At 72.7% G+C, this 12,442-nt stretch carries 11 protein-coding genes; 10 read left to right on the plus strand and 1 reads right to left on the minus strand.

Annotated elements, in window-relative coordinates; all coding sequences use genetic code 11:
- The 8 genes from ACYVJ0_RS00205 to ACYVJ0_RS00240 all read left to right on the plus strand — a co-directional run bounded on the left by ACYVJ0_RS00205 (position 1) and on the right by ACYVJ0_RS00240 (position 9,085).
- Complete coding sequence (locus ACYVJ0_RS00205) at positions 1 to 1,545, plus strand: HNH endonuclease signature motif containing protein (protein WP_460815212.1); 1,545 nt, start codon at positions 1 to 3, stop codon at positions 1,543 to 1,545.
- Positions 1,546 to 1,601: 56 nt separating this feature from the next.
- Positions 1,602 to 2,126, plus strand: a complete 525-nt coding sequence (locus ACYVJ0_RS00210; RefSeq protein ID WP_460815214.1) for a putative glycolipid-binding domain-containing protein — start codon at positions 1,602 to 1,604, stop codon at positions 2,124 to 2,126.
- A 137-nt stretch (positions 2,127 to 2,263) separates the two neighbouring features.
- Entirely contained in the window at positions 2,264 to 3,289 is a 1,026-nt protein-coding gene (locus tag ACYVJ0_RS00215) for an ABC transporter ATP-binding protein (RefSeq protein ID WP_460815215.1), read from the plus strand.
- Complete coding sequence (locus tag ACYVJ0_RS00220) at positions 3,286 to 4,320, plus strand: aliphatic sulfonate ABC transporter substrate-binding protein (protein ID WP_460815217.1); 1,035 nt, start codon at positions 3,286 to 3,288, stop codon at positions 4,318 to 4,320. Before ACYVJ0_RS00215 ends, ACYVJ0_RS00220 begins: the two co-directional genes overlap by 4 nt.
- A complete protein-coding gene (locus tag ACYVJ0_RS00225; RefSeq protein ID WP_460815218.1) occupies positions 4,317 to 5,171 on the plus strand; it encodes an ABC transporter permease in 855 nt (284 codons plus the stop codon). The genes ACYVJ0_RS00220 and ACYVJ0_RS00225 overlap by 4 nt, the downstream gene beginning before the upstream one ends.
- Positions 5,168 to 7,180: an acetate--CoA ligase gene (gene acs, locus ACYVJ0_RS00230; protein WP_460815220.1), complete on the plus strand. Its 2,013-nt coding sequence runs from the start codon at positions 5,168 to 5,170 to the stop codon at positions 7,178 to 7,180. The genes ACYVJ0_RS00225 and acs overlap by 4 nt, the downstream gene beginning before the upstream one ends.
- Positions 7,173 to 8,507 carry an O-acetylhomoserine aminocarboxypropyltransferase/cysteine synthase family protein gene (locus tag ACYVJ0_RS00235; RefSeq protein WP_460815222.1) on the plus strand — a complete coding sequence of 445 codons (1,335 nt, stop codon included), beginning with the start codon at positions 7,173 to 7,175 and terminating at the stop codon, positions 8,505 to 8,507. Before acs ends, ACYVJ0_RS00235 begins: the two co-directional genes overlap by 8 nt.
- A complete protein-coding gene (locus tag ACYVJ0_RS00240; protein ID WP_460815224.1) occupies positions 8,504 to 9,085 on the plus strand; it encodes a CoA-binding protein in 582 nt (193 codons plus the stop codon). The genes ACYVJ0_RS00235 and ACYVJ0_RS00240 overlap by 4 nt, the downstream gene beginning before the upstream one ends.
- A 25-nt stretch (positions 9,086 to 9,110) precedes the next feature.
- Here the strand turns inward: ACYVJ0_RS00240 and ACYVJ0_RS00245 are convergent, their stop codons facing one another.
- Positions 9,111 to 9,467, minus strand: a complete 357-nt coding sequence (locus tag ACYVJ0_RS00245) for a VOC family protein (RefSeq protein WP_460815226.1) — start codon at positions 9,465 to 9,467, stop codon at positions 9,111 to 9,113.
- 110 nt (positions 9,468 to 9,577) lie between these two features.
- Between ACYVJ0_RS00245 and coaE the strand changes: the two genes are divergently transcribed.
- Both coaE and uvrB read left to right on the plus strand, forming a co-directional pair.
- Positions 9,578 to 10,174: a dephospho-CoA kinase gene (gene coaE, locus ACYVJ0_RS00250; RefSeq protein WP_460815228.1), complete on the plus strand. Its 597-nt coding sequence runs from the start codon at positions 9,578 to 9,580 to the stop codon at positions 10,172 to 10,174.
- A gap of 166 nt (positions 10,175 to 10,340) precedes the next feature.
- A complete protein-coding gene (gene uvrB / locus ACYVJ0_RS00255; RefSeq protein ID WP_460815230.1) occupies positions 10,341 to 12,422 on the plus strand; it encodes an excinuclease ABC subunit UvrB in 2,082 nt (693 codons plus the stop codon).
- Positions 12,423 to 12,442 lie beyond the last annotated feature (20 nt).

A 12,442-nucleotide genomic window follows, 5' to 3' on the forward strand; every position in this document is an offset into this window, starting at 1 on the left:
ATGGAACGAGACACGGTCTTCTGGGAGCCCACGGCGTCGGAGCGCGCCGAGGCGGGCCGGATCGTGTCGCGCCTGCAGGTGGTGCGGGCGGAGCGGGCACGGTTGGAGGCGGAGGAGGCGCGGCTGCTGGGCCGGGCGTTGGATATCGCGGTCGGGCAGGTGGAGCGTGCGGGTGCCCCGCCGGAGTGGGACATGCCCGTGCGGTCGATGGCCGCGGAGGTCGCCGCCGTCCTGCGGGAGGGACCGCGGACGGTCGAGAACCGGATGGTCGACGCCGCCCTGCTGGTGCGGGACTTCCCAGCAACGCTGACGCAGGTGGAGGAGGGCCGGCTGCCCGGGCGTCACGCCGCGGTGATCGTGGCGGAGGGGTCACGGATCGGGGATGCGGGGGATCGGCGGGAGTACGAGGCCCGGGCACTCGGCGTCGCGGAGGACGCGACGGTGGCGGGGCTCAAGCCGATGTGCCGGGCGATCGCCGACGCGTTCCTGGAGGAGTCTCTCGCGCAACGCCATGAGGCGGCCCGCGCGCGGCGGGGTGTGCGGGTGACGGCACTGGAGGACGGGATGGCCGAGCTGCGCCTGACCGCACCGGTGCCGCTGGTGCAGGGCATCCACGACCGGCTGACCACGATGGCGCGGACCGTGATCGCCGAGCGGGACGCGTTCGGGCGGGCTGTCGATACGGACGCCGGGGCGGGGGAGGGTGTCGGTGCGGCGTCCGGGCCCGACAAGCGCCGCATCGATGAGCTGCGCGCCGACCTGGCCTGTGCCCTGCTGCTCGCCGGCGCACCGACCGGGCACATGGTCGAGGATGGGGCCGGGCGGAACCTGCTTGACCAGGTGCGCGGGGTGGTCCACGTCACCATCCCCGCCCACGTCCTCACCGACGGCCGCATCCACGCCCACCGAGCCCCCGGCATGACTGCGGGCGACGCCATGCACGAGCAGCGGCGCGGGCGGCGCGGGACATCCGGGGCCCACGGCACCGGTCGTCGCCCCAGCGGCGTCCCGACGGCGGGCGGCGAGCCGATCGATCCGGCCACAGCCCGCCGTCTCGCGGCCGAGGCCACCGGGTGGGAGCGGCTGTTCCTCGCCCCCGACACGGGGGCGCTGCTGACCGTCGACCACTACACGCCCACCGCGGCGCAGCGCAGGTTCCTCCGCGCCCGCGACGAGCACTGCCGCTTCCCCGGATGCCGACAAGCCGCCCGACGATGCGACGCCGACCACATCCACCCGCACTCGAGGGGCGGCCCCACCGACGTGACCAACCTCGAGAGCCTGTGCAAGCGACATCACATGCTGAAACACCACTCACCCTGGCAGGTGCGACATCTCGGCGGGGGAGAGCTCGAATGGACCAGCCCCCTCGGCCACCACTACACCGGCCGACCCACATCCGGCGTGCGGTTCACCGAGACCACCCTGCCCGGTGACGGTTCCGCGCACCCCGGCGGCGAAACCGCACCCCCTGGCCACGGCTCCACCCCCTCGGGCGGCGGCTCCGCGGCCCCCGTCCACGCGCCCGATCCCGCCCCGTTCTGAACCACTGCGGGCGCAACCCCGTGGCGGAGACGCGGCGGGGCGGGGACCATGGGGGCATGCGGAGCATCCGATGGAAGGGCATCGAATCGCCGAGCACCGAGACGTGCCACGTCGAGATCTCAGGGCGGGGCGTGCGTATCACGGGCACCGTCTCGGGCGAGCACGGCGAGCTCTCGTACGCGATCGCGGCCGATCCGCACTGGCGGTTCCGCGCCCTGGTGCTCGCCGTCGGCGAGCGGTCGTGCCGGCTGGAACGCGTGGACGACGAATGGACCGTCGACGGGGAAGCACGCCCCGACCTCGCGGACGCGCACGAACCCGACATCTCCGCGAGCCCCGTCAGCAACACCCTCCCGATCCGCCGCCTCCGCCTCGCCGAAGGGCAGAGCGCCGACATCGTCACGGCGTACGTGTCGGTCCCCGAGCTGACGGTGTTGCCCGATCCGCAGCGGTACACGCGGCTGTCGCGGCACGAGTACCTCTACGAATCGCGCGACTCCGACTTCCGCCGCACCCTCACGGTCGACGACGACGGCTTCGTCGTCACCTACCCCGGGCTCTTCGAGCGCGCGCCAGACTGACGCAAGCCGCCTGAGCGAAGCTCGCGGACCGGGAGCGCAACCTGCGCACATCGCCACGCCACCCGCCGCGATCCGCTTTGTTTCTGAGCATTACGGCGGATTCGCCGCCCGCATGACCACGCCGCCAGCATGGACCCATGACCGCCACCGTCGACGCCCCGCGCGCCACCGAGACGCGCGCGCCGAGCCGCGCGGCCGGCGCCGTGCGGCTCGACGGGGTCTCGCGAGCCTTCGCGACGAAGGCCGGCACCCGGGCGGTGCTCGACGGGATCGACCTCGACGTCCGCGCCGGCGAGATCGTCGCCGTCGTCGGGCCCTCCGGCTGCGGCAAGTCCACGCTGCTGCGCCTGGTCGGCGGGCTGGATCGGCCCACGGGCGGGCGGATCGCCATCGACGGCGCCGAGGTGAGCGCCACCGACGAGCGCACCGCCGTCGCCTTCCAGGAGTCCCGGCTGCTGCCCTGGCGCACCATCGCGCAGAACGTCGCGCTCGGGCTGCCGCGCGGCCGCGGCCGCGGCGGGGCGGGAGCGAAGCGGGTCGCCGAGCTGCTGCGCCTCGTCGGCCTTGAGCACGCCGCGGACCAGCGGCCCAGCGAGGTCTCCGGCGGCATGGCGCAACGCGCCTCGCTCGCCCGCGCCCTCGCGCGCAATCCGGGCGTGCTGCTGCTCGACGAGCCCTTCGGCGCCCTCGACGCCCTCACGCGCCTGCGCATGCACGACCTGCTGCTCGACATCCACGCCGCCCAGCCCACGACCATCCTCCTCGTCACGCACGACGTCGAGGAGGCGCTCTACCTCGCCGACCGCGTCCTGCTGCTCCGCTCGCTCCACGACACCGGCACCGGCACAGGCGCCGCCGGCACCAACACCGAGCCCGCCGCCCCGCGCCCCACCGCGAAGGCCGTCGCCCTCGGGTCCTACGCCGGCATCGGCGCCATCAACGCCGCCGCCACCGCGAGCGTGCGCGGATCCACCCTCGCCGACACGCGCCGGGCCGGATCCATCGCCCGCGTCGTCACGGTGCCGGGCCGCCGCCCGCGCGACCGCGCCGACCGGGCCCTCGCCGACCTGCGCGCCACCCTGCTCGAGGGGCTCGGCGTGCCCACCCACCACCACACCCGCTCACCCGAGCACACCGTCCGCTCTACCGAGGAGAACCGATGAGCACCACCATCCGCCGCACCGTGCCCGCGATCGCCGCCGCGGGGGCGCTGGCGATGATGCTGACCGGCTGCCTCGCCGGCGAGGGCGGCACCGACACGGCCGGCGCGTCCGGCGACGGCGCCACCGAGTGGTCGACCGACACCCTCACGATCGACTGGGCCACCTACAACCCGCTCAGCATCGTCATCCGCGAGCAGGGCATCCTCGAAGACAAGCTCGAGGGCGTGAACGTCGAGTGGGTGCAGTCGGCCGGATCCAACAAGGCCAACGAGCTGCTGCGCTCCGGATCGGCGGACGTCGCGTCCACGGCCGGATCGGCCGCGCTGCTCGCGCGCGCCAACGGATCGCCCATCCAGGTGATCGACATCTACTCGCAGCCCGAATGGTCGGCCATCGTCGTCGGCCCCGACAGCGACATCCAGGGCGTCGAGGACCTCGCCGGCAAGAGGGTCGCCGCCACCGTGGGCACCGACCCGTACTTCTTCCTGCTGCAGGCGCTCGAGGAGGGCGGCCTGACGCTCGACGACATCGAGCTGCAGAACCTGCAGCACGCCGACGGCCGCGCCGCCCTCGACGGCGGATCCGTGGACGCGTGGGCCGGGCTCGACCCGATCATGGCCGCCGCCGAGGTCGAGTCGGGCGACGAGCTCGTCTACCGCAACGTCGACTTCAACACCTACGGCTTCCTCAACGCCACCGAGGAGTTCCTCACCGACCACCCCGACGTGGCGCAGGCCGTCGTCGACGCCTACGAGGAGGCCCGCGCGTGGGCCCTCGAGCACCCCGACGAGACCGCCGAGCTGCTGGCAGAGGCCGCGCAGATCGACCTCGAGGTCGCGACCACGGTGATCCAGGAGCGCTCCAACCTCGACGTGTCGGGCGTGCCGGGCGACGACCAGCTCGCCGTGCTCGAGACGATCGCGCCCTTGCTCGCCGAGTCCGGCGACGTGACCGGCGGCGAGCAGGCCGTGAGCGAGGCGCTCGAGACGATCATCAACGACGAGTTCGCGAAGAAGGCCACCGGCCAGTGACCCTCGGCGACACGGACACCGACACCGGCGCGGGCATCGCACCCGCGGGCACCGCAGGCGCACCGGCGGCGGGATCGGCACAGGCGCAGCCGTTCTGGTCCCGCCCCGCCCTGCGCGTGATCGGCGGCCTGGCGGTGCCGGCCGTCATCCTCGCGGCCTGGTGGCTCGTCACGGCGACGGGCATCGTGCCGACGTACCGGCTGCCCACGCCGGCGTCGGTCGTGACGGCGGCGATCCAGCTGGGCGAGAGCGGCCAGCTCTGGCTGCACATCGCCATCTCGCTGCAGCGCGTGCTGCTGGGCTTCCTGTTCGGCTCGGTCGCCGGCCTGGCCGTCGCCGCGGTCGTGGGGCTCTCGCGGGCCGGTGACGTGCTCTTCGGCCCGCTGCTCGCGGCGCTGCGCGCCGTGCCCTCGCTCGCGTGGGTGCCGCTGCTCATCCTGTGGATGCAGATCGGCGAGGAGTCGAAGGTCACCCTCGTCGCGATCGGCGCGTTCTTCCCCGTGTTCACCACGGTGGCGCTGGGGCTCAAGCACGTCGATCCGCTGCTCGTCGAGGCCGGCCGCTCGTTCGGGTACCGCGGCTGGGACCTGTTCCGCACCGTGCAGCTGCCCGCCGCCGTGCCGTCGCTCATCTCGGGGCTGCGGCTCGGCCTCGCGCAGGCGTGGCTGTTCCTCGTGGCCGCCGAGCTGCTGGGCGCGTCGATGGGCCTCGGCTGGCTGCTCAGCACCGCCCAGACCACGGGTCGGGTCGACCAGATCCTGCTCGCCATCATCCTGCTCGCCCTGCTCGGCACCGCCACCAACGCGCTGCTGCAGCTGGCCGAGCGCCGACTGCTGCGGAGGTGGGCATGACGATCGCCCCGGATCAGGCGACCGCGACCGGCGAGGCGCGGCTCGTCGAGACGCGCGTGTACCCGCCGCCGGCGGACTTCGCGGCCCAGGCGAACGTCGGCGCCGAGGCGTACGATCGGGCCGCGGCCGACCCCGTGGCGTTCTGGGAGGAGGCCGCGCGCCGCCTCGACTGGGCCGAGCCGTGGCACACCGCCCACACCTGGAACCCGCCCGTGCCCGGGCCCGACGGCGAGCTCACCGTGCCCGAGGCGCGCTGGTTCGACGGCGGCACCCTCAACGTCGCGCACAACTGCGTCGACCGGCACGTGGCCGCCGGCCGCGGCGACAAGGTCGCGATCCACTTCGAGGGCGAGCCGGGCGATCGCACCACCGTCACCTATGCGGATCTGCAGCGCCGGGTCTCGCGCGCGGCGAACGCCCTAACCGCGCTCGGGATCGTGCCGGGGGACCGCGTGGTCGTGTACCTGCCCGTGCTCGTCGAGACCGTCGTGATCGCGCTCGCGTGCGCGCGGATCGGGGCCGTGCACTCGCTCGTCTTCGGCGGCTTCAGCGCCGAGGCCGTGCGCTTCCGGCTGCAGGACACGGGCGCCAAGCTGCTCGTCACGAGTGACGGCCAGTGGCGCCGCGGCCAGGCGGTGGAGGTCAAGAGCGCCGCCGACCGCGCCGCCGAGGGCCTGGAGCACCTCGAGCACGTGCTCGTCGTGCGCCGTACCGGCCAGGACGTGGCGTGGACCGAGGGCCGCGACGTGTGGTGGCACGACGTCTTCGACACCGCGCCCGATGTGCACGAGGCCCGCCCGTTCCCCGCCGAGCACCCGCTGTTCATCATCTACACCTCCGGCACCACCGGGCGGCCGAAGGGCCTCGTGCACACCTCGGGCGGCTACCTCGCGCACGCCAGCTGGGCGCACTGGGCGCACTTCGACGCCAAGCCCGACGACGTGCACTGGTGCACGGCCGACCTCGCGTGGGTCACGGCGCACACCTACGAGCTGTACGGGCCGCTGTCCAACGGCCTCACGCAGGTGATCTACGAGGGCACGCCCGACACCCCGCACCGCGAGCGGCACCTCGAGATCATCGAGCGCTACGGCGTCACCGTCTACTACACGGCGCCCACGCTCATCCGCACGTTCATGACGTGGTGGGGGGATCGCGTCCCCGACGGCCACGACCTGTCGTCGATCCGGCTGCTCGGCACCGTCGGCGAGGCGATCAACCCCGAGGCGTGGGTGTGGTTCCGCCGCAACCACGGCCGCGACGAGACGCCCGTGGTCGACACATGGTGGCAGTCCGAGACCGGCGCGGCGATGATCGCGCCGCTGCCGGGCGTCACCACGCTCAAGCCCGGATCGGCGACCGTGGCACTGCCGGGGATCGACGCGGCGGTCGTGGACGAGCGCGGCGAGCCCGTGGCGCCCGGCCGCTCGGGCACGCTCGTCGTGCGCCGCCCCTGGCCGGGCATGGCCCGCACCGTGTGGGGCGACCCGAAGCGCTACCGCGACTCGTACTGGGCGCCCTACGCGGGGCACGGCGCGCACGGCGCGTACTACGTGGCCGGCGACGGCGCCACGGTGGACGAGGACGGTCACGTGTGGATCCTCGGCCGGCTCGACGACGTCGTGAACGTCTCGGGCCACCGGCTCTCGACCATTGAGATCGAGTCGGCGCTCGTCGCCCACCCGGGCGTGGGCGAGGCCGGCGTGACCGGCGTGGCCGACCCCGTCACGGGCCACGCCGTCGCCGCGTTCGTCGTGCGATCCGGGGCCGCGAGCGACGACGAGCTGCGCGCGCAGGTGGCGCGCGAGATCGGCCCCGTCGCCAAGCCCAGCCACATCGTGACCGTGCCCGAGCTGCCCAAGACGCGCTCGGGCAAGATCCTGCGGCGCCTGCTGGCGCAGCTGTGGCACGGCGATGAGCTGGGCGACACCACGAGCCTGCAGAACCCGTGGGCCGTCGACGGCGTGCGCGAGGCCGTCGCGCGAGTCAAGAAGGAGCAGCATGTCTGAACGAAGGTTCGGGTTCCGCACGCGGGCCCTGCACGCCGGCGGCACGCCCGACGCCGCCACGGGCGCGCGGGCCGTGCCGATCTACCAGACCACGTCGTTCGTGTTCGACGACGCGCAGGATGCGGCGAACCTCTTCGCGCTGCAGAAGTACGGCAGCATCTACTCGCGCATCGGCAACCCCACCGTCGCCGCGCTCGAGGAGCGCCTCGCGTCGCTGGAGGGCGGGATCGGCGCCGTGGCCACGGCGAGCGGCATGAGCGCGGAGTTCATCACCTTCGCGGCCCTCGTGGGCGCGGGCGATCACGTCGTCGCCTCGGCGCAGCTGTACGGCGGCACGGTGACGCAGCTCGACGTGACGCTGCGCCGCTTCGGCGTGGAGACGACGTTCGTCGCGTCCGACGATCCGGGCGACTTCGCCGCCGCGATCCGCGAGAACACGAAGGTCGTCTACACCGAGGTGATCGGCAACCCGGGCGGCGAGATCGCCGACCTCGCGGGGCTCGCCGACGTGGCGCATGCCGCCGGGGTGCCGCTCGTCGTCGACGCGACCCTCGCCACCCCGTACCTCGTGCGGCCCATCGAGCACGGCGCCGACATCGTCATCCACTCGGTCACGAAGTTCCTCGGCGGGCACGGCACGACCCTGGGCGGCATCGTCGTCGAGGCGGGCCGGTTCGACTGGGGCAACGGCAGGTTCCCGACGATGACCGAGCCGGTGCCGTCATACGGCGGCATCAGGTGGTGGGACAACTTCGGCGAGTACGGCTTCCTCACCAAGCTGCGCAGCGAGCAGCTGCGCGACATCGGCCCCGCGCTCAGCCCGCAGTCGGCGTTCAACCTGCTGCAGGGCATCGAGACCCTGCCGCAGCGGATCGACGCGCACCTCGCCAATGCGCGGATCGTCGCGGAGTGGCTGTACTCCGACCCGCGCGTGTCGTTCGTCACGTGGGCGGGGCTGCCCGAGCACCCGCACTTCGAGCGCGCCCAGCGGTACCTGCCCCTCGGCCCCGGATCGGTCTTCGCGTTCGGCGTGCGCCCGCAGGGATCGTTCGGCTCGGACGACGAGCGCGCGGCGGCCGCCCGCGGGGCGGGGGAGCGGTTCATCGAATCGGTGCAGCTCGCCTCGCACCTGGCCAACATCGGCGACGCCCGCACCCTCGTCATCCACCCCGCCTCGACGACGCACCAGCAGCTGAGCGCCGCGCAGCTGGAGGCGGCGGGCGTGCCGGCCGACCTCATCCGCATCTCGGTGGGCCTCGAGGACCCCGACGACATCATCTGGGACCTGGATCAGGCCCTCACGAAGGCGACGGGAGCGGAGCGATGAGCGATTCGTGCGAGCTGCCGGCGGCAGCGGCAGCGCCGGCGGCGGCGCCTGCGCAGGGCGAGGCGTGCGAGCTGCCGGGCGCGGCGCCCGCCGGGCGCACGTGGGAGGGGCCGTCGGCCGCCGAGCGCCTGGCGATCCTGCGGCGCACGAAGACGATCGCGATCGTCGGCGCGAGCGACAACCCCGCGCGCGCCAGCTACTTCGTCGGCACGTACCTCACGTCGAGCTCGCCCTACGAGGTGTACTTCGTGAACCCGCGCGCCGAGACGATCCTCGGCCGCCCCGCCTACCCGTCGCTGGCCGACCTGCCCGTCGTTCCCGATCTCGTCGACGTGTTCCGCGCCGAGAAGGACCTGCCGGGCGTCGCCCGCGAGGCCGTCGCGGTGGGCGCGAAGACGCTGTGGCTGCAGCTGGGCTCGTGGAACGAGGAGGCGGCGCGGATCGCCGAGGGCGGCGGGTTGACGGTGGTCATGGACCGCTGCGTGAAGATCGAGCACGCGCGCTTCCACGGCGGCCTGCACCTGGCCGGCTTCGACACGGGCGTCATCAGCTCGAGGCGGCAGGTGATCTCCCGATAGGACGGACGAAGGCGGGGCCAGCGCCCTACATGGTGCCCTCGAACACCCCCATCACGTTGCCGTCCGGATCGGCGAACAGGCCCCACCACATGGTCTCGCCGATGGGCGAGCGCTCCACGAGCACCGTGCCGCCCTGCTCGGCGGCCGTCGCCAGCGCGTCGGCGACCGAGTCGACCTCGACGACCGAGCGCGGCTGCGTGAAGTCGTCCTTGCGCGGCGTGAGCGCCCCGCCGCTGATCTGGTTCGGCGCGTGCCACATCGGGTACTCCTCGTAGCCGGGAGGCGCCTCGATCTGCCAGCCGAACAGCGCGGTGTAGAACGACCGCGCGCGCTCGAAGTCGGTGACCGGGATCTCGAGGTGGGTGATGTCTCCGTGCGCCATGGCCATCTCCTCGTCGGGTCTGCTCGTGCTCGGAAGGGCTCGTGGCGCTCACGGTATGCCCGGCCGCCGACACCGGCAAGGGGGTCGCGCGGGGATGCCAGACTGGGGGCATGCCTCTCGTCGCGCTCACCGGAGGGATCGCCTCCGGCAAGTCCACGATCGCCCGCCGGCTCGCCGAGCGCGGCGCCGTCGTGATCGACGCCGACGCGCTCGTCCGCGAGCTGCAGCGGCCCGGTACCGAGGTGACGCGGGCGATCGGCGACGCGTTCCCGGGCGTCGTCCGCGACGACGGATCGCTGGATCGCGCCGCGCTCGGATCCGTCGTCTTCGGCGACGCGGATGCCCTCGCCCGGCTCAACGCGATCGTGCATCCCGCCGTGCGGGCCGAGTCGCAGCGGCGCTTCGCCGACGCGTTCGCGGCCGATCCGCGCGCGGTCGTCGTGTACGACGTGCCGTTGCTGGCCGAGGCGCGCGGCACGGGCGAGTGGGACCTCGTCGTCGTGGCGCACGCGCCGGCGGGCGTGCGCGAGGAGCGGCTCGCCACCGAGCGCGGCATGACGCGGGCGGACGCGCGGGCGCGGATCGCGAACCAGGCCAACGACGCCGAGCGCCTCGCGCTGGCCGACGTCGTGATCGACACCTCCGGCACCCTCGACGAGACCCTCCGCCAGGCCGACGAACTCTGGGAGCGGCTACGGACGCGATGACCTCCCGCGCCTTCAGCCACAGATCGCGCCGTCCCGCACAGTGTCAGCCCGAAAGCGTGTGCGAGATCGCGAGATCTGTTGAGTTACGCTCGCGCCGCCGGCGGCTGAAGGCCCCGCAACTCCGGTGACCGAGCCCGATGTCGGAGGCCCCGCCTAGGCTGGAAGCATGGAGACCACGCGCAGCGTGCGGCCGTTCGAGGTCGTCAGCGAGTACGAGCCCTCCGGCGATCAGCCCAAGGCCATCGCCGAGCTCGCCGCGCGCATCAACGCCGGCGAGACCGACGTCGTGCTGCTCGGCGCCACCGGTACGGGAAAGTCGGCCACCACGGCGTGGCTCATCGAGCAGGTGCAGAGGCCCACGCTCGTGCTCGCGCACAACAAGACGCTCGCGGCGCAGCTCGCGAACGAGTTCCGTGAGCTCATGCCGCACAACGCCGTCGAGTACTTCGTCTCGTACTACGACTACTACCAGCCCGAGGCCTACGTGCCGCAGACGGACACCTTCATCGAGAAGGACTCGTCCATCAACGCCGAGGTCGAGCGGCTGCGCCACTCCACGACCAACTCGCTGCTGAGCCGGCGCGACGTCGTCGTGGTCAGCACCGTCTCGTGCATCTACGGCCTCGGCTCGCCCGAGGAGTACCTGCGGGCCCTGGTCGCGCTGCAGGTGGGGGAGCGGTACGACCGCGACGCGATCATCCGCCAGTTCATCGCGATGCAGTACAACCGCAACGACGTCGACTTCTCGCGCGGCAACTTCCGGGTGCGCGGCGACACGATCGAGATCATCCCCGTGTACGAGGAGTTCGCGATCCGGATCGAGATGTTCGGCGACGAGATCGAGGCGCTCTACAAGCTGCACCCCCTCACGGGCGACGTGATCGAGCGGCTCGACGCCGTGGCGATCTTCCCCGCCACGCACTACGCCGCCGGCACCGACACCGTGCAGCGCGCGATCAAGACGATCGAGGAGGAGCTGAAGCAGCGCCTCGACGAGCTGAATCGCCAGGGCAAGCTGCTCGAGGCACAGCGCCTGCAGATGCGCACGTCGTTCGACCTCGAGATGCTGCAGCAGCTGGGCTTCTGCTCGGGCATCGAGAACTACTCGCGCCACCTCGACGGCCGCCAGGCGGGCGAGCCGCCGCACACGCTGCTCGACTTCTTCCCCGACGACTTCCTCATGGTCATCGACGAGTCGCACGTGACGGTGCCGCAGATCGGCGCGATGTACGAGGGCGACGCGTCGCGCAAGCGCACGCTCGTCGAGCACGGCTTCCGCCTGCCCAGCGCGATGGACAACCGGCCGCTGCGCTGGGACGAGTTCAAGGAGCGCATCGGGCAGACGGTGTACCTCTCGGCCACCCCCGGCAAGTACGAGATGGGCATCGCCGACGGGGTGGTCGAGCAGATCATCCGTCCCACGGGCCTCGTCGATCCGGAGATCGTCGTGAAGCCGTCGAAGGGGCAGATCGACGACCTGCTCGAGGAGATCCGGCTGCGCGTCGACCGCGACGAGCGCGTGCTCGTGACGACGCTCACGAAGAAGATGGCCGAGGAGCTCACCGACTTCCTCGGCGAGCACGGTGTGCGCGTGCGCTACCTGCACTCCGACGTCGACACCCTGCGCCGCGTCGAGCTGCTCACCGAGCTGCGCCAGGGCCTGTACGACGTGCTCGTCGGCATCAACCTGCTGCGCGAGGGCCTCGACCTGCCCGAGGTGTCGCTCGTGGCGATCCTCGACGCCGACAAGGAGGGCTTCCTGCGCTCGGGCACCTCGCTCATCCAGACCATCGGCCGCGCGGCCCGAAACGTCTCGGGCCAGGTGCACATGTACGCGGATCGGATCACCGACTCGATGCGTGGCGCGATCGACGAGACCGAGCGCCGGCGCGAGATCCAGATCGCGTACAACAAGGAGCACGGGATCGACCCGACCCCGCTGCGCAAGAAGATCGCCGACATCACCGACGCGCTCGCGCGCGAGGGGGCCGACACGGCCGAGATGCTCTCCAAGCGCGACGCGGCCCGCACGAAGTCGGGCAAGGGCAAGACGCCCACGCCCATCCGCGAGCGCGAGGGCATCGCGGCCGAGGGCGCCGAGCAGCTGGAGCAGACGATCGCCGACCTCACGGCGCAGATGCTCACGGCGGCCGACGAGCTGAAGTTCGAGCTCGCCGCCCGCCTGCGCGACGAGGTGCAGGACCTCAAGAAGGAGCTGCGCGCCATGGAGCGCGCCGGCCACGCCTGAGGTCCCGCACCTCGTGCCCC

It is taken from the genome of Microbacterium petrolearium, assembly GCF_054782875.1.